Source organism: Halalkalicoccus sp. CGA53 (genome assembly GCF_036429475.1).
In the GTDB taxonomy this organism is placed as follows: domain Archaea; phylum Halobacteriota; class Halobacteria; order Halobacteriales; family Halalkalicoccaceae; genus Natronorarus; species Natronorarus salvus.
This window is the reverse complement of the sequence record NZ_CP144125.1, coordinates 3,362,309-3,386,133: the sequence shown is the minus strand read 5'-3', so window position 1 is coordinate 3,386,133 and position 23,825 is coordinate 3,362,309. Positions and strand designations below refer to the sequence as shown.

At 58.2% G+C, this 23,825-nt stretch carries 25 protein-coding genes and 1 pseudogene; 8 read left to right on the top strand and 18 right to left on the bottom strand.

From position 1 onward, the window contains the following. Window positions 1-4: 4 nt before the first annotated feature. Together V2L32_RS19205 and V2L32_RS19200 are read left to right on the top strand one after the other, a co-directional pair. Window positions 5-253 (top strand): antitoxin VapB family protein, encoded by a 249-nt coding sequence (locus tag V2L32_RS19205; protein ID WP_331234198.1) that lies wholly within the window; start codon window positions 5-7, stop codon window positions 251-253. Further along, window positions 250-645, top strand: a complete 396-nt coding sequence (locus V2L32_RS19200) for a PIN domain-containing protein (protein ID WP_331234197.1) — start codon at window positions 250-252, stop codon at window positions 643-645. Before V2L32_RS19205 ends, V2L32_RS19200 begins: the two co-directional genes overlap by 4 nt. Before the next feature lie 277 nt (window positions 646-922). Here the strand turns inward: V2L32_RS19200 and V2L32_RS19195 are convergent, their stop codons facing one another. Together V2L32_RS19195 and V2L32_RS19190 are read right to left on the bottom strand one after the other, a co-directional pair. Continuing rightward, a complete protein-coding gene (locus V2L32_RS19195; protein WP_331234196.1) occupies window positions 923-1,930 on the bottom strand; it encodes a DUF1616 domain-containing protein in 1,008 nt (335 codons plus the stop codon). Window positions 1,931-2,249: 319 nt separating this feature from the next. Continuing rightward, complete coding sequence (locus V2L32_RS19190; protein ID WP_331234195.1) at window positions 2,250-4,214, bottom strand: hypothetical protein; 1,965 nt, start codon at window positions 4,212-4,214, stop codon at window positions 2,250-2,252. Between V2L32_RS19190 and V2L32_RS19185 the strand changes: the two genes are divergently transcribed. The 3 genes from V2L32_RS19185 to V2L32_RS19175 are packed head-to-tail and all read left to right on the top strand — an operon-like array spanning window position 4,213 to window position 7,057. Next, entirely contained in the window at window positions 4,213-5,781 is a 1,569-nt protein-coding gene (locus V2L32_RS19185) for a DUF58 domain-containing protein (protein ID WP_331234194.1), read from the top strand. The two genes, V2L32_RS19190 and V2L32_RS19185, sit on opposite strands and share 2 nt — an antisense overlap. Further along, window positions 5,778-6,230 (top strand): hypothetical protein, encoded by a 453-nt coding sequence (locus V2L32_RS19180; RefSeq protein ID WP_331234193.1) that lies wholly within the window; start codon window positions 5,778-5,780, stop codon window positions 6,228-6,230. Before V2L32_RS19185 ends, V2L32_RS19180 begins: the two co-directional genes overlap by 4 nt. Continuing rightward, entirely contained in the window at window positions 6,227-7,057 is an 831-nt protein-coding gene (locus tag V2L32_RS19175) for a hypothetical protein (RefSeq protein ID WP_331234192.1), read from the top strand. Before V2L32_RS19180 ends, V2L32_RS19175 begins: the two co-directional genes overlap by 4 nt. A gap of 137 nt (window positions 7,058-7,194) precedes the next feature. Here the strand turns inward: V2L32_RS19175 and V2L32_RS19170 are convergent, their stop codons facing one another. From V2L32_RS19170 to V2L32_RS19125, 10 genes are all read right to left on the bottom strand, one after another. Beyond that, the gene (locus tag V2L32_RS19170; protein WP_331234191.1) at window positions 7,195-8,178 is read right to left on the bottom strand and encodes an AAA family ATPase; all 984 of its coding nucleotides are present in this window, start codon (window positions 8,176-8,178) and stop codon (window positions 7,195-7,197) included. Further along, entirely contained in the window at window positions 8,171-9,247 is a 1,077-nt protein-coding gene (locus V2L32_RS19165) for a DUF4350 domain-containing protein (protein WP_331234190.1), read from the bottom strand. Before V2L32_RS19165 ends, V2L32_RS19170 begins: the two co-directional genes overlap by 8 nt. A 1-nt stretch (window position 9,248) precedes the next feature. Continuing rightward, window positions 9,249-9,524 (bottom strand): hypothetical protein, encoded by a 276-nt coding sequence (locus V2L32_RS19160; RefSeq protein ID WP_331234189.1) that lies wholly within the window; start codon window positions 9,522-9,524, stop codon window positions 9,249-9,251. Between the two features lie 3 nt (window positions 9,525-9,527). After that, entirely contained in the window at window positions 9,528-10,853 is a 1,326-nt protein-coding gene (locus V2L32_RS19155) for an O-antigen ligase family protein (RefSeq protein ID WP_331234188.1), read from the bottom strand. A 233-nt stretch (window positions 10,854-11,086) separates the two neighbouring features. Then, window positions 11,087-11,995: a DMT family transporter gene (locus V2L32_RS19150; protein WP_331234187.1), complete on the bottom strand. Its 909-nt coding sequence runs from the start codon at window positions 11,993-11,995 to the stop codon at window positions 11,087-11,089. A gap of 438 nt (window positions 11,996-12,433) precedes the next feature. Further along, window positions 12,434-13,564 (bottom strand): arginase family protein, encoded by a 1,131-nt coding sequence (locus V2L32_RS19145; RefSeq protein ID WP_331234186.1) that lies wholly within the window; start codon window positions 13,562-13,564, stop codon window positions 12,434-12,436. Between the two features lie 125 nt (window positions 13,565-13,689). After that, window positions 13,690-14,508 (bottom strand): ABC transporter permease, encoded by an 819-nt coding sequence (locus V2L32_RS19140; RefSeq protein ID WP_331234184.1) that lies wholly within the window; start codon window positions 14,506-14,508, stop codon window positions 13,690-13,692. Then, a complete protein-coding gene (locus V2L32_RS19135; protein WP_331234183.1) occupies window positions 14,505-15,440 on the bottom strand; it encodes an ABC transporter permease in 936 nt (311 codons plus the stop codon). Before V2L32_RS19135 ends, V2L32_RS19140 begins: the two co-directional genes overlap by 4 nt. A gap of 5 nt (window positions 15,441-15,445) precedes the next feature. Beyond that, window positions 15,446-16,534 (bottom strand): ABC transporter ATP-binding protein, encoded by a 1,089-nt coding sequence (locus V2L32_RS19130; protein WP_331234182.1) that lies wholly within the window; start codon window positions 16,532-16,534, stop codon window positions 15,446-15,448. 11 nt (window positions 16,535-16,545) lie between these two features. Beyond that, window positions 16,546-17,697 carry an ABC transporter substrate-binding protein gene (locus V2L32_RS19125; RefSeq protein WP_331234180.1) on the bottom strand — a complete coding sequence of 384 codons (1,152 nt, stop codon included), beginning with the start codon at window positions 17,695-17,697 and terminating at the stop codon, window positions 16,546-16,548. 512 nt (window positions 17,698-18,209) lie between these two features. Between V2L32_RS19125 and V2L32_RS19120 the strand changes: the two genes are divergently transcribed. Continuing rightward, complete coding sequence (locus V2L32_RS19120) at window positions 18,210-18,542, top strand: hypothetical protein (protein WP_331234179.1); 333 nt, start codon at window positions 18,210-18,212, stop codon at window positions 18,540-18,542. Window positions 18,543-19,202: 660 nt separating this feature from the next. Here V2L32_RS19120 and V2L32_RS19115 read toward each other — a convergent pair. Continuing rightward, window positions 19,203-20,462: a digeranylgeranylglycerophospholipid reductase gene (locus tag V2L32_RS19115; RefSeq protein ID WP_331236639.1), complete on the bottom strand. Its 1,260-nt coding sequence runs from the start codon at window positions 20,460-20,462 to the stop codon at window positions 19,203-19,205. A gap of 111 nt (window positions 20,463-20,573) precedes the next feature. Continuing rightward, window positions 20,574-20,702 (bottom strand): annotated as a pseudogene (locus V2L32_RS19110) (IS1595 family transposase); the annotation flags it as partial. Between the two features lie 246 nt (window positions 20,703-20,948). Between V2L32_RS19110 and V2L32_RS19105 the strand changes: the two are divergent. Then, window positions 20,949-21,437: an MOSC domain-containing protein gene (locus tag V2L32_RS19105; protein WP_331234178.1), complete on the top strand. Its 489-nt coding sequence runs from the start codon at window positions 20,949-20,951 to the stop codon at window positions 21,435-21,437. A 107-nt stretch (window positions 21,438-21,544) separates the two neighbouring features. On the opposite strand, the gene V2L32_RS19100 is transcribed toward V2L32_RS19105, so the two are convergent. The 4 genes from V2L32_RS19100 to V2L32_RS19085 all read right to left on the bottom strand — a co-directional run bounded on the left by V2L32_RS19100 (window position 21,545) and on the right by V2L32_RS19085 (window position 23,320). Further along, on the bottom strand, window positions 21,545-21,739 hold the full coding sequence (locus V2L32_RS19100; RefSeq protein ID WP_331234177.1) for a hypothetical protein: 195 nt from the start codon (window positions 21,737-21,739) through the stop codon (window positions 21,545-21,547). Window positions 21,740-21,910: 171 nt separating this feature from the next. Beyond that, a complete protein-coding gene (locus V2L32_RS19095) occupies window positions 21,911-22,477 on the bottom strand; it encodes a pyridoxamine 5'-phosphate oxidase family protein (protein ID WP_331234176.1) in 567 nt (188 codons plus the stop codon). A gap of 156 nt (window positions 22,478-22,633) precedes the next feature. Continuing rightward, on the bottom strand, window positions 22,634-23,068 hold the full coding sequence (locus V2L32_RS19090; RefSeq protein ID WP_331234175.1) for a PIN domain-containing protein: 435 nt from the start codon (window positions 23,066-23,068) through the stop codon (window positions 22,634-22,636). Next, the gene (locus V2L32_RS19085; protein WP_331234174.1) at window positions 23,069-23,320 is read right to left on the bottom strand and encodes an AbrB/MazE/SpoVT family DNA-binding domain-containing protein; all 252 of its coding nucleotides are present in this window, start codon (window positions 23,318-23,320) and stop codon (window positions 23,069-23,071) included. A 218-nt stretch (window positions 23,321-23,538) separates the two neighbouring features. Here V2L32_RS19085 and V2L32_RS19080 point away from each other — a divergent pair, with 218 nt between their 5' ends. Beyond that, complete coding sequence (locus tag V2L32_RS19080) at window positions 23,539-23,757, top strand: DUF7342 family protein (RefSeq protein ID WP_331234173.1); 219 nt, start codon at window positions 23,539-23,541, stop codon at window positions 23,755-23,757. Window positions 23,758-23,825: the final 68 nt, after the last annotated feature.

The window sequence follows — 23,825 nt, the reverse complement described above, 5'->3', positions numbered from 1 at the left end:
CGTAATGGGCGTTGCCGACGAGCAGATTCGGGTGAGCAAAGCGGTGAAACGCGAGATCGAGCGCCGACGGCGGGAGGGCGAGAGTTACAACGACGTCCTCGAACGGGTCTTCGAGGAGAAACCCGAGGTCGATTTCTACGATGGGTTCGGGATGCTCTCCGACGACCAGGCCGAGAGTATCCGCGAAGCACGACGAACGGCAAAGGAAAGACGGAAAGACCGAATGCGACGACTCGCCGACGAGAGCGCATGAAGGTCCTGGACGCGAGCTTTCTCATCGACTATTTGAACGGAGAGCGATCCACAGAAGAGTTCTACGCAGCGGAGGGTGGTCGAGACGAGCGGTGGGTAATGCCCGTCCCGGCCTATGCAGAGGCTCTCGTCGGCGTCGGTAATCTTCCCGATGCCGACGTTACCGAAGCCATTGAAAAACTGGCGTGGGGAGACGTCTACGACGTCGATAAGCAATCAGCGATCGCTGCGGCGGAAATCACGGATGAGATCGGTCCGGAGGGACCGTATCTCGATGGGATGGATGCACTGATCGCGGCAGTCAGCCGGGAGTTAGATGCCCCAGTTGTTTCTGTGGATGGAGATTTCACACACCCAGAAACGAAACGTGTCATCGACGTCGAGGAGTATTGACACTCCTCCATCTGCGACGCACAACCCGTCAACGACCCCATCCACGTCCGAAGAAACCGGTCGAACAGCATCGCGAGCGTTCGGAACCACTTCTCGATCGAATTCCGGACGACAGAGCCCAAATGACCGCACAGCTCGCGTCGCGCTGGAGCTCGGAGAGCCCGTACCGTCGACGGGAAACACGGCTTCCGAGCGGTCGTGTTTCTCCGCCCGGGCGTGTTCACCATACCTTCGCTTCGAATGGAGGGTTTCGATCCACCGGGCAGTTCACACCCGGTCAGACCTCCTCGACGTCGATCCAGAGGTGGAGGTCACGATACGCGTTCTCGCGCGTGGGCTCTTCGGGCACCTCGCCGTCATAAAGCAGGAAGGTGAGCCTGAGCTCCTCGCCGGTCATCGTCGGCGTGACATCCTGGGTCCTGTGCACGCTCTCGTTATGGGCGAGTGATTCCTCGAACCGATCGAGTTCCTCGCGTTCGACCACCTCGGTTTCGTTGCCCTCGCCGTCGACCCGTTCGAGCTGGATCACCACCGTGTACTCGACCGATTCGTGCTCGTTGTTCTCGATTCCGACGACGAGCGACTGCGTCTCACCCTGGACGAACTCCTCGGGATAGTCCGCGGCGATCAGATCGCCGTCGTCCTCCTCGGTGAGGAGGTAGAACTCGGTGAACTGCTCACCTGACTGGGGGAAGGCGACAGCGAAGCCGACGCTCGCGAGCGCGAGTACGACCGCCAGTACGACCACAACGTTCAATGCGGCATCCACGCGATCGTCCGGTTCGAACATCTCCGTACGCCCCGCGGCGATCCATCCCCGCCACGGGACCGTAAACCGTTCTTCGGGTGGTAGCGCACGCCGACGCTTCGCTGCGACCGCGACACAGAGCAGTGTGAGCCCGCTCACCGCGAGCAGGATCGGTCCGAGCGCGATCCCCCACGGCGTAAAGTTGAGCGCGAGTCCCAGCAGGGGGACGAGCGCGATGCTCATCCCGAAGGCGAGCGCAATGCGCTCGATCCCGTCGATGCCCCGGTCCTCGGTTCGCGCCTCTTCGTCGACGCCCGACGGCGAGCCCGCCTCCGGGAAGAGCGCCGCGACGAACGCGTACCCCGGAAGAAAGAGGAGAAAGGGCAGGCCGAGGAGGATCCGAATCGGCGTCTCTCTGATGACCGGAACCGTGGTGACTACTACCGTCAGGAGCGTCAGGACTACGACGACTGCGAGGTCCGCCGACAACGTCCGTATCGGCTCCGGCAACAGCAAGCGGAGATTCCGGCGGTCCATTCAGTTCTGATATCTTCCCCGTGTTGAAAAGTCAGTCGGTTACACCGGACCGGGGCGTCGTCTCCTGGATCCTCGGATCGATCGGAATCGGACGACGTCCAGGCATCCGGATCTGGCGCGCTCGCTGCCTCCAGTGCAGGGCCTCTCCGAATAATCCGAGGTCCACACCATCTCGTCGTCGCGCTGGCACGATGGAACTGATATGTTCCCCATGTTCGAGATTCAAAGAACGTGCGTGGGCCGTATAGCACCCACCCAGTCAAGGACACCCCCGTCGTCTTTCGCTGTCGAGGACAGACTCGTCGTATTCGATGGCTGGTTACGATACCAGTGACTCTGCGTCGTCGATCGCTCCCTCCGCATCGGAGCGCGCGATCACGGCCGGCGAGAACGCAGCCCGTTCGAAACGCTCGGTGAGCGATTTCAGGCGGTCTACCTCCTCGGCCTCGAGCCCGTTCGACCGACAGACGTCGTAGAACTCCCAGTGTGTGAGCGCATTCGAACCGTGGTCTATTCTCTGCCGAGCCGCGACGTAAGCAGCCTCGACGGCCCGGTGTTCATCGCCACGGTCGAGGTTCTCACGGGCGAACACGAGCAACGACCGTGAGATCTCGCCACGCATATCACTCGAGGAATCCGGTTCGTGGGGGGCCGTCTCGACCGGTTCCCTTCCCTCCTGATCGCGTCGTCGGAACAGGAGCCATCCACCCGAGCCCAGGAGGATCACTGTGAGAGCCCCGGCGGTGATGGTGCTTTCGTCGAGTGGAACCCCGAGGACCCTACCCAGCGGACCGACGCCGTCTCCACCACCCAGTTCGAGTACGATCTCCGCCTCCTCGTCCGCGATGTTCGTCCCCTCCTCGCCGTAGTACGCCGTGACCGTTACCGACGACCCGGCTTCCTCCGGGACGGTGATGGTCGCCTCGTACTCGCCGTTCTCGTCGGTTCGGACGGTCGTGCTCTGCTCGCCGATGGCGATAACGATCGGTTGTTCTGCGAGCGCGATTCCCTCCGCGGTCGTGAGACGTCCATGGATGTAGAGTCGGTCCTCGGCGACGGGCTCTGCGGTCAGCGTCAACCCGGCGGGCGTTTCCTCGATCGCGATCGTCTCGCTCTCGGTTGCACTCGAGAGTGTTCGATCCTGCTGGGAGACGGTCGCCTGAACTTCCGTGTCGCCCACAGGTACGTTCGTTGGGACCGTTCCGTTCGCGCTGAACGAGCCGGTTTCGTCCGTATAAGACTCAGCGATCGTCTGGCCGTCGAGGGTCACCGTCACCGGGACGGCATCGGCTTCGGCTTCGAGGCCACCTGCACGCACGGTCCCGTCGACGACGAGCTCGTCTCCGAATGCCACCGACTCGTTAACCGCCGTGATCTCGAGGTCGGCGTCCGTCTGTGTCGGATCGATCGGAACGCTCGCGCTCGATCCAGCGTAGGGCGAACCGGACTCCGGGAGGTATTCGACGTCGATCTCGGTCACGTTCAGTGGGAGGGTCGTCGGTCGGTACTCAACGTCGAACGAGCCGGCCCCGTCGGTCGTCGCGGAGAGCGTCTGGCGCGGTTGGTCGGGTGCCCGTTCGTCGTGATCGATCGCGAGGACGATCTCCTCGTTCGCGACCGGCTCGCCCGTCTCGGTCGTGAGTGAGCCACTGAGCGTCATCGGCTCGGAGAAACTCGCTTCCGTCGGCGTGCCGTCGAGATCGAGGACGGTCTCATCGAACTCCTCTTCCCGAACTTCGGACTGTCTGTCCACGACGGACGAGCGTATCGTGTCGACGGTCTCGCGCTCGGTACTCATGTCGGTGCCCGTCCGCTCGCTCATCGATTCGTACCGTTCGTCGAGAGACCGACTTCGCTCCTCGATCGATGACGAAAGCGACTCCAACTCGCGTGCGAGTTCGAGCGCCCGCTGCTGATCGCCTTCGTCACGTGCCTCCTGGTACTCTTCGTAGAGTCGATCGTACCGCTCTACGTCGTCGGTGAGGTTTCGCTGGTCGTCACGTGCCGATTCGATCTCCTTTGCCGCCTGTCGGTCGTCCTCGTCTAAGACTTCGGCGTACTGTTCGAGGGTCGCGTCGTAATCGTCACCGATCAATTCTCGTGCCTCTTCGTACTCACCCTCGCTCAGCCGGATCGAACTCTCTTCGAGCGACGATTCGAGTCTCTCCCGAAGCCAGGCGGAGACTGCCGCGTCGTCACCGTGCTCATCTACTTCCTCCGGGTGTCGGTGGTCCGGCGTGCTCTCGTTGGTCGCGTCCTCCGCGAGGCCGACGCTACCGGCCATGACGAGAACACAGAGTCCCGTGAGGAGGACTATCAGAACGGTACGGGGTCTCGGCTCCACGTCTATACGAGAATGTGGTGGCTGGAATTTACCTCTTGCGCTCCGGAAGGTTCAACTATCGGACCCGGTTCTTAAAGATATGCGACCGACACGCCGGTACTGGGCCGCGGTTTCGGTGGTGTGTACCCTCGCGGTCGGAACCGTCGTCCTCGACGATCCGGTGTTGGTGGTCGGTGCTACGATCTGTGCCGGCTGGCTGCTCGCACGCCAGTACGCTCTCACGCTCGCGCTCCAGGACCTCCGCGCCGATCTCGACGTCGAGCAGCATCTCGAACGAGATCGGGTACATGCGGCGCAACCGGTGGCGGTGACGATCGCTGGTGCGCTCGGACGGCCCACGACACTCGACGTCCGTATCGATGCTGGAGTTCCCATCGCAGCGCGCTCGCTGGGGGAATCGCCGCTCAGTATCGATTCCGAAGGGGCGAAACGCGGGGTGACGACCGAGGTCGTCTTCCCTGTCGCTGGGAGCTATCACTTCGAGAAGCCGACCGTGACCGTCGGTGATCCGGCTGGTCTGTTCGAAGAACGTTTCGAACACGGCCCGGCCCCGACGCTCACGGTCGAACCCAAAACTCTCGATCTACACGTCGGCCGCGGTGGACAGAAAATCAACCGGGCATTTGGCGAGCGAGATACCGAAACCCCCAGCACCGGGCTCGAACCTCGAGAGATCCGTGAGTACCTCCCTGGTGATTCGGCCCGCATGATCGACTGGAAGGCAACGGCACGGCAGGGAAGTCCCTACGTTCGTACGTTCGAGTCCGAGACGGACTGGACGACAGCGCTCGTCGTCGATCACCGCTCGTCGATGGCTCACGGCGAAGCCGACGCCACGAAACTCGATTTCGCACGAAACGTTGCGCTCCAGATCGCCGACAGTGCGTTTCGGGCTGGTGACCCATTGGGGCTCTACACCGTCGGAGATGGTGAGATCACACGGGCGATCCAACCCGCGGAGACCGCCCATCAGCACACGCGCGTGAAGACCATGCTTCACGATCTGGAGCCAACGGCTGGCAGCAGAGCCTCTGTTGAAGCGGAGGCGACCGAGCGGGCAGCACCATCGGTAGCGACGCTCGCGGGGGATGACTCGGTGTTCGCGACGGAGATCCGGTCGTTTCGCGACAGCTCACGTGCGGCGATTCGGTCGACCGGCCGTACCGATACCCCGCTTCGGATAGCGATCGAGGGATACGTCTCGCGACTCCCCGGTGGAACGTGGACGGTGATCATCACCGATGATACGAACCGGTCGGAGATCCGCGACGCGGTGATGGCTGCCCGGCGCGGCGGGAGGAACGTTTTAGTCGCGCTCACCCCGACCGTTCTCTTCGAGGAGGAGGGCATCTATGACGTCGACACGATGTACGAACGCTACAACGAGTTCGAACGGTTCCGACGGTCATTAGCCGAATTCGAACGGGTAGACGCACTTGAGGTAGCTCCCCGCCAACGTCTGGCGAGCGTGGTGTCAATCGGACGAAGCAGACGGGTGACGGCATGAACCCCGCCATCGAAAACCGCACGTCTCTCGGTGGCGTCGGCCTCGCGCTGACGATCGGCGCCCTTGGACTGGCCGCCGGACCGACCGGAGCGATCGTCGGTCTCACGTTGATCCCGATATGGCTGTTTTTCCCGATCGTTTTCACCGTCGCGGCGGCCCATGTACTGCTCGCGACACTCCACACGGCGACCGTCATCGACCTCCTCTTCGTCGAACTCGGGGTGCTGTTCGTTATCGCCGGGCGAGCGTCGACGTTCGAGTGGACCGGGACGCTTCTTTCGACGACCACCTTTACCGCAGCCGTCGGATTCCTGCTGGTGGCGGTCGTCTTGAGCGTCGACCTATCGCTGTGGATCGCCACCGGGGTATTGCTCATCACGTTCGGGGTCGCCTCCTATGGCCTCCATCGCTACGAGCTCGTCTCGCTTGGTCTGGTGACCGAGTCATGAGTGTTTCAGAATCCGATCTCACCGAACGAGAGCTGCTCGAAGCACAGATCGAACTGCTCGAAACGGAGAACGACCGGCTTCGGGGCGCGCTCTCCGAGGCTCAACGGACGAAGTTCGTCCGGGCTTCCCGTGCGCTCGTGCTGGTCGGCGTCATCGCGATTCTCGGCGGCGCCGTTTTTCCGATGGCACGGACAGTCCTGCTCACGCTCGGTGCAACGGGGGTGTTCGCGTCGATTCTCGTGGTATACCTCACGCCCGAACGGTTCGTCTCTGCGACCGTCGGCGAACGGGTCTTCGAGACACTAAGCGAGAACCAGCTCGCGCTTATCAACGACCTCCAGCTCCGTTCGGATCGCATCTACCTCCCGGTCGAGACCTCGACCGGCGAGACGGTCCGGCTGTTCGTCCCCCAGCACGCCGAGTATGCGATACCTGACGACGACGCACTCGGAACGCTCTTGGTCACCCAGGCGGCCGAGCGAGAGCGCGGTGTCGCGTTCGCACCGATCGGCTGGGCGCTCGTCGACGACCTCGAAGAGACCGTTACCGGGGGGTTCGCTGAAGAGCCGAGCGAGCTCGGGGACCAGATCGCCGACGGCCTCGCCGAGACGTTCGAACTCGTCGAGCGGGCGAGTGCGGACGCCGACCCCGAGACGGGTCGGATTTCAGTCGTGGTCGCAGACAGCGCGTTCGGCCCGGTCGATCGGTTCGATCACCCGGTCGTCTCGCTCACTGCCGCGACGCTCGCCTCACAGCTCGAGACGCCGATTACAGTTGACGTCAAGTCGGCCGAGGAGGAAGCGATCATCACCTGTCGGTGGGAATAACACAGGTCCCCTCTTGAGACGTAGATTGTTGGTGAGTTAGAGTGCGGTTTCGAGGATAGTTTTGAGCGCTTCTTTTCCGGTTTGCGTAAGTTTCATCTTATTGGTACGGATTACGGTGTCGGTTGCGTCGTCGGTCTCTACTGGGTACCGTCTTTGGTGGCTGACTCTCTCTCGAACGAGCTTCCGGGTGTCTCGACCGTCGAAAGGACATCGTCGATCACGTCGTCGCTCGTCACCTCGCTCAACTCCGCCTCCGAGGTCAGAAGCAGTCTGTGGGTCAGCACCGGCCGTGCCATCGTCTTGATGTCATCGGGGGTGACGTACCTACGTCCCCGGATCGCTGCCCTGGCTTTTGAGGTGTTCAGGAAGGCGATCGAGGCACGTGGGGAGCCGCCATGCGAGACGTCAGGATGGGTCCGTGTCGCTTCGACGATATCGAGAACGTACTCCTTGACCGTATCGCCGATATGGACATCGATGACTCGTTCTCGCGCGGAGTCGAGATCGGATGGTGTGATGACCTGTGAGAGATGTTCAGGACTCAGCGTAGGATCGATATCGATGTTGTCGAGCAGCGTTCGCTCCTCACCGCGTTTCGGGAGATCAACTGTGAGCTTAAGCTGGAAGCGATCACGCTGTGCTTCGGGAAGCTCGAACGTGCCTTCCATCTCGATCGGGTTCTGTGTGGCGATTACCATGAACGGCGAGGGTAGGCTGAGCGTCTCGCCCTCGATCGTCACGTTTCGTTCTTGCATCGCTTCGAGCAACGCGCTCTGAGTTTTCGGCGTTGCCCTGTTGATCTCGTCAACGATGACGATATTCGAGAATACTGGACCGGTCTGGAGGGAGAACCCGCCGGTGGATTCCTGATAGACGTGCGTACCCGTAATGTCCGCCGGCAACAGGTCGGGTGTCATCTGGATACGTGCCTCGGTGAGGCCGCTTGCACGAGCGAACAGCGTCGCCACAGTCGTCTTCGCCACCCCGGGGACCCCTTCGAGGAGGACGTGGCCGCCGGTGAGAAGCGAGACCGTCAGGTTCTCGGTGAGGTCGTTCTTTCCGATCAGGACGTGGTCTATCTCCTCGCGTAGCCTCGTGTAGATCTCTTCTGGATCACTCATTATCTTTGTCTTTTATTCGACGTGATATAATCGCTGTGACAACGCGCTCGCGTTTCTCAGTCTCCCAGTCGGGGTATCGTGCCTCGAGTTCCGCGTCCATCTCTCTCTCGTCGAGTTCGACCTCTGACCTGCCGTCCGGCTCTCGACTGAGCAGACTCCGTGCCCACGCCGGCCGTTTGTACGCGAGGCCGATCGCGGTGACGAGTGTGAGGCCGATGGCCGCTCCGAGCAGGGGGGCCTCACGTAGAGTGAGCACAGCGGCCGTGAGCGGTGGAATTTCTCCGGAATGTGATACGTCGAATAGCACCCGGTCGTGGGTCGAGAAGAGTCCAGTGGCGAGACCTTGATTGCCGTCGTGTTCAAGCATCGTGTTGATGAACAGGCTCGCGTCGCTCACCACGATCACCTCCCCGTCGCCGACCTGCTCGAGCGTTACGATCGGGTGAGCCGCCATCTCATCGCCGGCACTGAGGTTTCCGCTCGCATCCCGGTCGAGATAACCGTACTCCGAACTCCGAACGAGTACGTTCGCCTCCCCCGCCGAGAGCGCGGAGCCGTAGTTCAGTGTGAGGGCGTCAGCGTCGGCGACGTACGGATGTGCGCTGGTCGGTGTGGTGACCGGCAGCGCTGGAGAGCGGTAGTATTCGCGCTCGTCACGGAGCAGGTCGCCGTCGATACGCGAACTCGCGCCGACGGCTTCAAGGATCGGGTTCGTATGCTGGCCAGAGCTATCGGCCACGACGAGCGTTCCGCCCGAATCAACGAACGAGGCGATCCGTTCAGCCTCGGCTTCGTCATACGGATCCTCCGGCGAGAGGATCAGCGCGACGGTTCCTTCTGCTTGCTCGTTCTCGTACGTCGTGCTATCAGTTACGACCACCGTTTCCGCCCCCGTATCGTCAGCAGTTGCGCGGAGGTCCGAGGTCCCCTCCCACGTCGGGGTAAACAATCCGAACGCCGCCCCGGAGACGCTGGCGGCGATGACCAGGGTGGCGAAAACGGTGACAGCGAGTACGATCAGGAGTATTTCCGGGTAGGACCGACTCGTGGAAAGGGAACACCACTTCATATCAGAGTAACTCCGTAGGGAGGATCTCCATGATTCGCTGGACGGTGATGTAGCCAAGGATCGCCAACCCGACTGCGATGAGCCATTTCAGCCGACCCCGCCACTCTGGCGTGACGTTCGTTGGTGCGGTGAGTTGGGTGACGACCAGCAGTCCGATCAACGAGAGGACGAAATAGAGTTCGAACGTGAGTGCCTCTATGAGACCGAGAAGGAGGATGACGGCCAGCATCCAGGCGACCATGCCGCAGATGAACCGCTGACGGCGACGTGTCTGCATTAGTTACCCCTCCTCGCCCCTCGGTAAGGAATCTGTTGCACTATCGCTCCGGTCCTGAATCCGTTCGACCGCTCGCGCGCCTCGACTTCGTCTCAGGGCTTCGACCGCGGTGACCGGTCCCGTATCGCCGTCCCGTTCCGGAATGACGAGCAGGCCGACGAGTAGCCCGAGGACGACCGAGGAGACGCCCAACCCACCGAGGAAAAGCGACTCGAAGCTCATGTACGCGAACAGGCCGACGGTAGAGCCGACGACGAAGCCGGTCCACGGCGTCCATTTCCGCCTGAGCCCACGGGCGAACGCGTACGCGAGCGCACCGAGATAGAGCGAGCCGACGATGATACCCGCGTTCAACAGCGCGTGAACGAACGAGTTGTGCGGTCCGTAGCTGGCTCCGATCTCCGGGGCCGCGTCGAGGAAGCCGATCCCGAACAGCGGGTCCTCCGCGATCCGTTCGAGCGAGAGCACCCACTGGTCGACACGGCTCATCAGCGTCGTCTCCATCACCTCGGGGATGTGGCCGATCCTGATCAACCAGTACAGCGCGACGACACCGACGCCGAGGCTCGCTACCGCGAGACGGGTGTCGTAGCCGGAGACGAGTACGATCGCCCCGACCGCGAAGCCGAGGTAGGCGGCGTCGCCCTCGCTCATGAACAGCCCGAGCAGACAGACGCCCGAGGCGCCGACCCAGAGCAGGCCCCGGCGGGCCAACAGCGTGTAGAGCGCGGCGAGACTCGTGACCATCATGAAGAAGCCGTAGGTGTTCTGGTTGTGAAACACCGAGACCGTTCGCATGTTCGCGAACCCGTCGTAGTCCCCCACCTCCTCGCCGATCCATCCGGGCGAGGAGCCGGCGATCGTCACCGGATCGCCCTGTGTCGTCCGCCAGAGGAGCCAGATACCGATTAACGCCGTACAGACGCCGACGACCGTCAGCGCCATCGCGAACGTCTCCTTTCGACCGACGACGAACCGTGGGAGGACGATCACGGTCGCCACGACCGCGATGGGCGTGACGAGGACGTACTGGAGGAGTTCCGGCTGTGCGGTGTAGTGATACTGGACGACGAGACCGACCCAGTAGGCGCCGAAGAGGAGCAGGAAGTTCGAATCGGTCCACAGACGGACGCTCGTGAGGAAGACGGCGTAGACGACGATCGCACAGAGGACGACCCCCGAGACGTAGTAACCATGCTGTGAGGAGAGAAACCAGGTGTTCGGCGCAATGGCTGCTATAATCGCGAGCACCGCTACGAGCGGGTAGTGAAGGGGAACCGTCGGCTCCTCCTCGATGGCGGTCCCGATGACGTACCGTTCCCACGTCATCGGCGAACGCTCTCTCACGGTGGTCTCCGTATCTGCAGGGCGGGGCGAGTCGGTCTCATGCGTGTCGAGATCATCGGTAGCGTCGGTGGTGGGGACACCAGGGTCGTCGTACTCTCCGTTGATCCACGCCCGAGATAGGTCTGATGGCTCTTGGAGTACGCCGGACGATCGGCGATTCGGAGACTGCACCCGACGACGGTCCTCTGTCTCGTCTCCTCGTCGGACGACACCACTCATCCGTAAATGGACACCAGCGCCGCGCCGGCAACGACGACGACCGCACCCGCCACGAGACGAACGGTAACACGCTCGAGGTGTTGTGGGAGCAATAGCGCCGACAGAACGACCACGATCAGCGGTGAGGTCTGTACCAGCGGCACGACGAGGACGACCGGGGCGGTTTCTAACGCGGCAAAGAACGCGACGATACCTACGGTACTCGTCAGACCGGCGCCGAGATACCACTTCATGTGGGGGCTCCACTGGAGCATATCGGATCGTAGCTCGGTCTTGAGCCTGAGATAGAGGACGAAGCCGGTCGTTGCCGCGATCGCTTTGATCGCTACACCCGGGAGCACTGCAGTCCCTCCAGAGAGTCCGAGCGTGATGAAGATCGGCTCGAATCCGAGGAGGACCGCTCCCAGTACCGGGAGCGTCAGCGACGGTAGCAGCTCTCGAAGCGAGGATTCGGGGTCGGCCTCGTGGGCCGTTTCCCAGGTGATGGCTGCGACTCCGGCGACGATCAGGACGATTCCGGTGAAGTGCATCACTGTCAGCTGTTCGTCGAACAGGACGATAGCGATGAGACTCGCGAAGAACACGTTCGAGGCGGCAATGGGTGAGGTCCGGCTGGCACCGATCACCTGCACACTTTTAATGAGCGTGATCCTGGCGAGTAACGAGCCGAAGACGCCGGCCGCAACGAACGCGAGTAACGACTGCACCGTGATCAGGGGGACGCCGTGAACGATCCCCACGAGCGGAACGATGATCACCACGTTGGTCAACAGCGAGATCAACATCACGTCGAGAACGCTGCCGTTCTCGGTGCCGAGACGAACGCTGAGGTAGTAGGCCGCGAAGGCGACGGCGGTCACCGTCGCGAGCGCGACGCCAGCGACGTGACTGCCTGGAAAAACCATCTATGTCCGAGTGTGAATATCAACCGATTAAACCTTCTGATCGGCCACTGACGGAGAACTCGCCCATCCCGACCCGCTTCTCTCCGTGTTCCGGACGCAGTGAGCCGGGTCTCTGGCCAGCCGAGTCGTGTTACCCCTCACTGTGATATACGGGCTTTCGAATAGCTCCACCGGATCACTCACGCCGAAGTCGAGAGGTCCGCACATCCAGTAGGTCGGGAAATTTGAGAGTACTGATGAGCCCCATCGACGTCCTCGGATCGACGATGCACGTGGTATCGATCTCTGCGTCTTGAACCAAGGGAGGGCCACGTCCGAGCGGTGTGATCCGTCTGACGTAACCATTTTACGGGGGCGATTGTACGCGTTCCCAGACGATGATTCTCGTCGATGGCTACGGCAATCTGACTGCCCTCTCTCGATAGTTAGAGGAAGCGACTATACAGGCCAGTACTCAGCGTGATACTGTCGTGCCTGTTCGATCGCTTTCTCAAGAGGCTCGATTTCCTCGTCTAACCATGCAAACGGGTCATCACCACCATACGCTTCGAGATCAAACGTCGAACCAATAGCACCCTCGAGGACACCGAGTGTGGCAAACGCGAGATGGCTGATCTGATACCCACCTTCCTGAACGAGAACGTATCGTCCCCCTGCTGTGCGGTCGGCAAGTGTTCGAGCGCGTTCTCCAAGTGTGCGGAATCCAGTACGGGAGACTACATTGCGCCCAAGTGGATCCGAAATTCCAGGATCCTGGCCAGCGCTGTAAACGATGAGATCAGGGTTATACGACTCGATGATCGGTTCGACTAGGTTTTCGAAGATCAACTCGTACCCGTGATCACCAGTTCCTGATGGAATCGGGATATTTACGTTGAATCCTTTCCCCTTACTGACTCCATCCTCCTCGAACCCTCCGGTCTGAGGGTGATACGTTGGATCCCAGGCTCCGTGATCGTTGTGAATACTGATATATAGGACGTCATCTCTTTCCTCGAAGTTCTCTTGTGTGCCGTTCCCGTGATGGACGTCCCAATCGACGATTGCGACTCGCTCACAACTCGTTTCCAAAGCGTACTGAGCAGCAACTGCTGCGTTGTTGAGAAAGCAAAACCCATCGGCTCTATCGCTCTGGGCGTGATGACCACTCGGCCGACAGAGTGCATACGGAATCCCTCGTCGATCCTCGAGTGTGTGGGCTGTTGCCTCCAGAGCAGCGCCTGCTGCCCTCCGGGCAGCGACGAAGGTCATATCGTTCGCTCCGGTTGTTGTACCATCGATCCGTCCACCACCGTCTGCACAGAACGATTCGAGCCAATCGAGGTACTCGGCGGTGTGTACTGCCTCGAGTCTCGATCGAGAGGCCGGCTCAACGGGTATAAAATGTGCACGGTCAACGAAGGTTTCTTCGATGATACGTCGGATGTTCTTCACTCGAGCGGGTTGATCGGGATGGGGTTCATCGACGGCCAGTAGATCGGTCGAAGGAAGTTTGAACGCTCCATCGGGTGGTTCGTGAAGGATCGTTTCTCGATGCCAGTATACTCGTAGTGGAGGAATATCTTCCATGGTAGTGACAGTCATGAAGACACCGAATAAAGATACTGCAATCCTCTCGCTCAGTACCCACTCTCCGTGTGGGGAGCCTACTCAGTCGACTTGGAGACGGGTGACTCGATTCGACGAAACTCGGTTCAGCGCATCGTGATTCGCCGAACATTGGTCAGAGCCATAGCGATGAGGATCATCAACACAGCGACGAAGAGGAAGACGACGCTAATTACGTTGACTTCTGGCGTCGCTTCGAATCTGATCTGATTCCAGAGATAGACCGGGAGCGTCTCAGTCTGCGTGTCCCGAACAAAGTAGGTATAGACGAATTCATTGAATGAGATAGTAAACGCGAGCAACCCACCTGCAACTATGCCGGGCAGAGTATTGGGCAGCCGGACGTTGATAAATGCGTCCAGCTCGTCTGCGCCAAGATCCTTAGCGGCCTCTTCTAACCTCTCATCGAATCTCAACATCGTCGGGATGATAATGAGGGCTGCAAAGGGAATAGTCCGAATCACGTGGGCGATCACCACGCTCCAGAACCCGGTTCCGATGCCGATCGTCCCGAAAAAGAGCACTAACGCCACCCCCACAACTACGAGTGGGACGATTATTGGCAGGGTGACAACGATCTGTAGGAGCTCTTTCCCGGGGAAATCGTACTTTGCAATCCCATACGCGAGAGCAGTTGCCAGTACCACAGTGATCAGTGTCGCGATAAGACTGATCTGAACGGACATCAAAACTGCAGTAATGGCCGAATCGTTCCGCAGGAACGTACTGTACCAGTAGAGCGTAACGCCATCCGGTGGGAATGCGAGCGCTCTATCGGGTGCAAACGACATCAAAGTCACAATACCGATCGGTATCCACAGGAGGAGTAGAATAATCCACATTGCGGCCTGACCGACCTTTTTCCCATAGCTATCTACGAATCGCTCAAAAGACGCTGGGATCATTCCCCACCACCTTGCTTGCTAATGACGTCACCAGCTCCGAATTTCACTCCGAGGGCTAGCATTACAATCACGAAAACGGAGACGAGAACACTAAGTGCAGATCCAAACGGCCAGTTGAACGCCTCCGTGAACTGGTTTTCAATGACCATTCCGATCATGATCTGGTCCGTTCCTCCTAGTAGAGTTGGCGTAACGAACGCACCGAATGTAGGAATCGAAACGAGAACGATTCCTCCGATAACCCCGTTTTTGGTCAGCGGGAGAGTAACGGTGAAGAACGTCTCGATAGGACCTGCACCGAGGTCTTTCGAGGCCTCGATCAAACTATCGTCCAGATTTGCTAACGAGGCGTAGAAGGGAAGCGTTGCCAGTGGGAGCCACACATAGGTCAATCCGAGGAGGACAGCTGTATGTGTATACATGATCCCGCTTGGCTCCTGAGCGAACCCGGCAGATAGCTGGATCCAATCCAGTAATCCGTTCCGACTGAATATGTTGATCAATGCATACATCCGAACGATATAATTCGTCCAAAACGGGAGTATCACCAAGAGTAGCAGTAGTGTCGTACGTCGCGAGAACCGAGCCATACTGTACGCTAAGGTGTATCCGAGGATGACGACTAGAGCTGTAGTCTGAACAGTGAGTACCGTTGTTCGCCAAACGACCCGCAAGTAGAGATCGGTGGTAAAGACGTTCAGATAGTTCTGAAGGGTGGGTGAAGCCGGTGGCATTCCATCGAGAAACGATAGCCACAGCATGTAGGCGAGAGGTAGAAGGAAAAACAGCAGTAAGACGATCGCTGGAATTCCGACCAGCAAGAAAAGCCGGGTTCTTGGCCGATCACGAAGGTAGTTCAGTACGCTTCTAATCCGCCTTCTGCCCGCTTTCCGAAGTCCATCGGGAGGAGATTGAGACGTGTCTGTTGCCACTGGAATTAGCCCTCCTGAGATATGTTCTCGCCGTCGACAAACAGGAACGTCGATTCTCTATCCCAGCGCAGTACGACGGGGTCTCCGATGTTGAAACCGTCTTCTGTAGATTCTATTTTGAAGACTTTCTCACCGACATCGACACTGTAGACGGTCTCATCTCCAGCATAGATGTCGTTCTCAACGATTCCGGTCAATATACCAGCGGATGATCCGTTCTGTTTTGAGAGTTGAATATGAGATGGTCTGATTCCGACCTCGACAGTCTCACCGGATGCTATAGCAGGGTTGGTACTGACTGTCGGCACCATCACCGCCTCATCGCCTATGTTCATCTCGATTGTTCGTTCATCTACTCTCGTGACCGTACCGGATAGTACGTTTAGATCTCCCATGAACTGCGCTACGAAGCGAGTAGCTGGGCGATCGTATATCGCCCTGACCGGGCCATCCTGCTCGATGATTCCCTCGTTGAGAACGATCATCCGATCGGAGATCGACATCGCTACTTCCTGGTCGTGGGTCACGTACAGAAATGTAATTCCAGTTTCATTCTGAATTCGCTGTAGCTCGAATTTCATATGCTGGCGCAGCTTTCGGTCGAGCGATGCCAACGGCTCATCGAGAAGGATCATCGAGGGTTCATTGACGAGCGCGCGAGCGAGTGCGATCCGCTGTTGCTCGCCGCCACTCAGTTGATCGATATCGCGATCGCCGTAGCCACGTAACTCTACGACTTCAAGGATCTGCTCGGTCCGTTCGTTCCGTTCCTGCTTCTCGACCCCCCTTCGTTTGAGACCGAATTGAATGTTTTCGGAGACGGTAAGATGAGGAAATAACGCGAGATTCTGAAACACCATGTTCGTATCTCTCTCGAAGGCAGGTGTCCCAACGACGTTTTCACCGTTGATATAGATCTCACCGGTGGTTGGTGTCTCAAATCCCGAGATCATCCGCAGCATCGTCGACTTTCCAGACCCACTCGGTCCGAGTATAGAGACGAATTCCCCGTCTTCTATTTCGAACGAGGCGTTCTTGACGGCGACGACATCTCCGTAGTTCTTGTTGAGGTTCTCGACGCGTAATACTGGCATATATTTTCCACTCAGCCTGCGACCACAGTCGTCCAGATCTCGTCATACCGCTCTAGAGTCTCTTCGTCCAGTGGTTCGATGAAGATTAGTTCATCAGGATCGAGCCAGTCAGCGAACGAAGCTTCTTCTTCTGACACCACCTCGGTTAACTCGTCTTCTAAGTTCTCGATCGGGGGTACATACCCCATCTGCGCGAAGAGCTGAATCCTCGATGAGATCTGTCCGCCGTGTTCGATCCACATTGTACTCGCTCGGGGATTTGGCGCTCCCTCCGGGATGACGAAGTTATCATATGTGTACATCATCCCCTCTTCGGGCACGGCGTAATTTATCGGCGAATCCTCGAGATACCGTGCCATCCAGGTCCTGCCATCCCGAAGTGGCCCCACGACGACTTCTTCGTTGATGAACATCTCCATCGCAGAGGAGAATTCGTTCCAATAGGTGACGTTGAAATCCCGTTGCTGCATGAGGACCTCTTCGATCTCTTCGAAATCGTCGGGATCGTTCGGATCCTGACCAGTATAGAGTGCGGCAACACGGCAGGAGACCTCGGCCCAATCTTCCATGAACATCATTCCGTCAAACTCCTCATCCCAAAGAATACTCCAAGAATCCGGTGGACTATCGAAGTAATCCTCGTTGTACGTTAGCGAGGGTTGCATAACGATCGACTCTGGGATCGCATAGATCTCTCCATCCATGCTGTAGTACTCTTCGGCGTCTTCAGCAGCCAATGGAGTTAAAACATCCCACGCGTCCATGATGTCTACCGGTAATGGTTCTAAGTAGTCGTTGTTCATTGCCCGAACGACCCACTCATTCGTGGCACAGATATTATCGATCTCGTCGTTACCCGCTTCCAGTTGGGAGTACCATTCACTGGGGCCCGAATATGCCTGTGTATTTATTTGATCGATATCTTCATAGGTATCTTGGAACTCGTCGACGTGCCAATCGACCCAATCCGTGTACCAGTTCCAAACGTTTACCGTCGACTCGTACTCATCCGGTGGGATCGACTCGAGATCAATCGGTCTGACGTCCTCATCGCCATCATCATCATCATCGCCGATAAGACAGCCCGATAGCGCGAGCGCACTCCCAGAACCAATTGCTCCCAGGACAGTTCTGCGCGTGGTAGGATTGATAGTGGGTGTCACAACGACATCTGCTAACTACACGTATATAACCGCATCGCAATCTGTCTGATACGTTATCGAATCACCTTCAATTGACGCCATATGTAGTATGCTTCCACTTATTTCTGTTCTAATGATTAGAAAATCAGTGGGAATCAGGGTGGTATACTTTGTCCGCCTTCGGTGTTAATTGATTATGAGAGTTCTGAAGAAGAGCTCGAACGAAGACAGGAATCTCCGTCCCCGCTGGTATACTTTCCTACGATTGGAGACGGTGGAGACTACCATCCACGCAAACTAATCGACCTGCAACATCGATTCACAGAGAGCACGTCGATGACCTAGCTGTGTGAGACTGTGATCTCCATGTACAGACTGTTGGTGAGGAGCTACAGGACCTCCACCGACCGGAACTGAGTCCCGTCGAGACATCCAGTGGGCGCAATGGGTAATTACTATTCTCAAGGCCCCTATCACCTGAAATCACCGCAATCACTTTGATAACGCTGCCTGGCGTAGTCATTAGTGAGAATATGATACGCCGACATGCAGAATGGATGCGACTGATCGATGAACGCATTCTCGAACTCCTGAAAACGGAGGATCGAGCGCTGCGCTCGAAGGCGATCAAAGACCGTCTCGGAGAACTCTCACCACACTTCGAGTACCCGAAGCAGTACATCGACGCCCGGTTAGACCGGTTGCTATACTATCGACTCGTCGAAACGGAGGGAGAATCGTGGAAATACCGCCTCTCCGAACACGGAGTCTCGTATCTCAATGGTGCGCTCGATGCGAATGACCTACCCGCCTCGGTAGAGGAGCGCTCCGGAAAACCGGGGTTGAAAATCGATCGGATCGATTGAAACGACTCGAGCTGGCTGTTTTCTCCAGCGATGAACCCGATGAAACGCGACTTCAGACGACTGCTGGAGGTGAACTCGTCGAACGATCAGGGTTCGTTGATCGGACAGTGTTCGACTCACTGAATGATCGTCTTGCACCGTCGATTGAGAACGGTCGGATGGAGAGACCTTGGATGCCAGGACTGATGTGGACCTATACACGACGCCCTTGGGTAAGGGATTGTTGGTGGCTTGCCGTCTGGCGGTTTTCCTGTCAGAGTGGTCTGCTCCGAATCGGGGGTCAATCGAGCCAAGAGCTGGGGTTAGCGAACTAACTCAGCCAGATAGCGGTTCACCAACAATCCTCTCCACAAGAGCGTTCGTGTTATAAACGTCTTCTCATCGTTCAGCGTTCCGATCTGCACAACGCTAGATAGCCCAGATCTGATGCCGATACCTCCGTTTCCTCTACTCACCGATCACCGTACTCAGAATCCGTGTTGATGCGTAGTCATTACGCGTGCTTTGTTGTGCAACCAGCTTCCCATCTTCGTGTAAAGCCGGAATACTCCAAGAATCAGTCTCTGACACCGTAACACTGTGAGTGATCGACCCTACCCCGATGCTGTCTTGCGTTCAACACGGCATCACAACAGAAATCTCACTGAGGTGTTGCGCTATCTATCGAGCAGAGCGCAGTCGTTCACCCCAGTCCCAAAGCTGGTGTTTCATAAACTGCGCAAGTAACGGGGCGTCGCTAGGCTGGAGTATCTTCGCGATTGCTACAATGTCTCCCTGACTTGCCTCGCTTAACGTCTCCCCAGTAAACCGGTGAAAGTCTCGCACCAAGGTGTCGTATCGATCGTTTGGCACGAGATAGAGTAATTCTGTTACTAACAGTCGTGTGTTCACCCGAGGCGCAACTTCAGTTTTCCACAGAGTGTTATAGAGCGAGATATTTTCGGCCGACGTGTCTGGCTGGTTGGGAATAAGACAGCGGTCCGCGGTGATGGCAGCGGCACGTCCCGATCGCATCCCTTTTTCAATTCCCTCGCCCCAGAGCGGATCGATCGTTGGGACAGTATCACCGATCGCCATGAAATTATCCGTACTCAGACGGCCAGGACGTTGAATGTGTGCGGATCCTCGATGGTGTCGACCCTCGATCTGCTCACTACTTTCGAAGCGAGGATCAGTGTCTAGCCAGTGTTGCAGATAGCCATCGATAGTGCGACGAGTGTCGGCGTACTGTTGGTACCTTGTGTTCTGGAGGTAACAGAGGCCTACTTTCGCTGTGTCAGCACCGGTATGGAAGATCCATGAATACCCTCCCGGTGCAAATCTGTGATCAAGCCGGAGCATCATCGCATCAGTTAGATCAGCATACTCCTCGTGGTCGACCACGACTCCTTCGAGTTCATACTCGATCGCGATCGCTTGTTTCCGGCGTTTGAGGTCGCTTACACCGAGGGCCTTCGCGAGTGGTGCGGCTGGCCCGGTTGCGTCAATGATGATGTCTCCGTATACTTTTTGTGACCCATTGTACTGGACTCCGATGATCTCTCCGTTCTCCAGTATAGGCTTCGAAACCCGAGCGTCAAATCGGTATTCAGCCCCTTTTCGTCGACCATCCTCGACGAGGAACTTCTTGAACGCGGCAAAATCTAGGACAGCGCCGGCATGCTTTGTGACAAAATATTCATTCGGGGATTCAATCACGACGCTGTCGGTGAAGTTCATTACGACATCGTCCGGAATACCAAACGAGGCCAGCATAGGCGGAAACGTTCCGCCAGTCGATTTGTTACTCTGACGGGGAAAGTCGTCTTCTGATTCGGTTTCGAGAACGACGACAGCGTAGTCCCTTGCAGCGAGGTCTCGTGCGCATTGAGCTCCAGCGGGGCCAGCACCAGCGATGACCACGTCAAAGTGATCGCGCATATATGATACACAGATACCGTTGTTATGAACGTTCGCACTCAATAGCAATGATTGGCTCTGCATTTTCGCTACCGCTCTTGTGACGGAGGTTGTTGGTAAGTCATAGCGCATTTCAAGGATAGTTTTCAGTGCTTCTTTCCCTGGTTTTCGGTAGACACGACGGCGGAGTTGGAGCGCTCGCAGATACGGTGTGAGTCTATCTTTGGCAACGCCTCGATGCGGCGCGACGCTCCGAGTCAAACGTCTTGACTGGGAACATCGTTCGTCGGGTGACGGGTTCGCGTCACCCTTGCCCGCTGTGACTTCCAGCTACAGCTGAGGCCTGACCAACGATCCTCTACCAAGAGCGAAACACGATCAAGGAGACCGATACCGGGGATGGGGAGGAACCCTGGTCGAAACTCCGCTTTCTGAACGCAGAGTCCATCCGGACCGATAGTCGGCCGTGACGAGCCGTTATATAATTGTACGTCGATGCGTACTACGATGAGCAGAAATCGGGATGGCCGGGTGGCAGCAATCCATATCGCACCGGAGGCCGGCGCCGAAATGGAATCGAGAACCGAGATATCAGCAGTCGAGGGGCGCGGACTCAAGGGAGATCGATACTTCGAACGAGAAGGCTCGTGGTCGGGCGAGCGAGGTCGGAACCTCACTCACGGGGACAGAGCCCTAACATTATTCGAGGTTGAAACTCTCGCTCTTGTTCAACGAGATGCCGGCATCTCGCTCACGGACGCCGATCACCGGCGGAATATCACGACCGAAAACGTGGCTGTCAGCCATCTGGTCGACGAGCGGTTTCAAATCGGTGAGGTGGTCTGTGAAGGGGTGGATCTCTGTGAACCCTGTGCGTATTTGGAGTCGCTCACCGAGGAAGGGGTACTCAGCGCACTCATTCATCGCGGAGGGCTAAACGCGCGGATCGTCTCATCGGGAACGATCCGGGTGGACGATCCGATCCACGTCATCTAATCGTCAATTGGTCGAGGCAGGTCGCTGAATAACCGTTTCGAGTGGATAACCAACGGTCTCGGGTAGGTCACAGACCAGGTCGAGAAGGACACGTTCGAGGCGAACCTCTAGAAGGTGATCGAGCCCCTCGAGAATGAGTAACCAGTCTTGTTCGTGCCAGTCGATCGGTGGCTCACGCGGTCGGTGTCGTGCGAGACGTCCAGGGGAGTGCCGGCGACGTGGTGACCCGTAACGACACACACCCACTTGCCGTCGTAGATCTCGACGCCTGGCGGGTCGTCGTTCTCCTCTCCACGGTTCACTATCCAGGTCGAACACGACCCCACCTTTGGTCCGAGACGTCGGCGTGAGGGTATCTCTCGTCGTCGTCAGCCGGTTCGTCGGCCTCCCTAGGCGCGGTCCGTTTGACAGAGCCGTACTGGCCGTGAACGGGCTCTTGTATCGAGACCGGACTGGGCGGGTCTCAGTGGTTGTTACCGAATGGAATCCAGATCGTAGGCACCCGGATGATCGGGGTCTTTCCACCCCTCTTTGCCACTCCACGAGTTCACGTCGAGACGGTACACAGCCGTCCGAGCGACCGATTCCTCGGATATCTCCTCGTAATCCTCGCCCGCCGTCAGTTGGGGAGCGAATTTCTCCATGAACCGCTCGAGGACGCGTCGTTTCTCCTTCCGACCGGTAACGAAGCCGATCGATCCGTAGGCAACCACACTCGAGTACTCGACAGTGAAGTTCACCGGCTCGTCCGCCGGAATGTACCGTCCCTTCTCGCTTGTCGTGAAGGAGGCCCGTGGCTCTCCGCCGGTCTCGATGAGATCGTGAGCACGCCCGGCTTGTGCACCGTGCAGGAAAATAGCGTTCACCTCGGAATCGTAGACGAAGAGCTGCGTCACGAGGTGAGGGGTGTCTCCGTCTACGAGACCGAGTACACCGGTCTCTTGGCTGGCGAGAAATGCAGGAATCCACGCCGGGTCATCGATCGCTTTTCCTTGATAGCGGATGGAATCGGAGACGTCTTTGGGTGTGTGTTCGGTCATACTGGCCAATAGCGATAGCCGAGGAAAAGTATACCCCGAGGACGGGTCCTAAGACTCGAACGAGTGACGGTAGATTTCACCGGGTTTACCCGTGAACCGGTTTTCGAGCTGGACTCTGGGTTCGTTCGACACAAAACTGAGTGACAGCTTCTGTCATCACTCGGGTTGATACGGGTTCGTCGCGGTGTCGAGGCGGTAGACGTCCTCGGCGATGTCGAAGTCGTCGTCGAACGCGTAGAGATAGCCGGGACCCTCCGTCTGCATGTAGGCGACGATACAGGCGTCGACGAACGAGAACCGCTCGAACTGCCGGAAGAGCGCTTTCGCCGTCGCGAACGCGTCCGCGGTCAGCGAGTCGAGATGGAATCGCGTGTTCTCTTCGATCCGGTCGAGAAAGTCGACAGCGGCGTCGTGGCCGGCGTGCGTGGTCAGTCCGTTGAGCGTCTCTGCGAGCACGTAATCGAGGATCACCGCTTCCGGGAGGTCCGCTGTGTCGATCCCCCGGAGGATCGGGAGGGCGTCCCGGTGTGCACCGTCGCGGCGATACGCCGCAGCGAAGAGGACGGTCGTATCGACGAGTGCGCGTGGCATCTACTCGTTGTCGACGCCCCAGGTGTCGTGGTCGGTCGTGACGTCGGTCTCGTCCTCGCCGTCGTAGCCATCGAAGTCACTGAACGTGCCGCTGCGCCGTTGAACGACCTGGACGCGGAGCGTGCCGTCGTCCTCGATATGCCAGCGGAGTCTGTCCCCGTCGTCGATGTCGAGTTCCCGCCGGATGCGAGCGGGGATGTTCGCTTGATTCCCCGAAACCTTGCTTTCGGAGTCGACGCTCTCACTACTCATACACGAGAGAAGGAGAGCAGCTCTGATAAATCATAGTGTTTATGCACACTAACGCTGGTCGTCTACTGCATACACCCGCTATCGTCAGCAGGTGGTTCTTGACAGATTTCGGAGAAACTGATAATCGTTCTGGTACCATCATCGCCTCTACTCACCGAGTCGAGGGTGAGGAAGGTAAGAGTACGGTGACACACAGATGGGGCTTAGGGTCTGAGGAGATGAACGAGCAGATTCACACCTGGGAGCCCAGGTACGACGTCGAAACACCGAACGAACTGCGGGCAAGCCTCGCAAGTGCGGAGGACGAAGCTGACGAACGCGAACGCCGCCGGACCGCCCGTGAGCGGGACCATCTCGTGACGCGCCGTCGTCTCGTCGAAGACGCGCTGCGACTCTACGACCGGTTTCTCGGCGACCCGAGCTCTGCCTCCGCATGAGTGAGCCTGGAGCGGACGTATTATTTTCATAACATCGAGATAATTGAGGGATTTTATCTACAGATAAC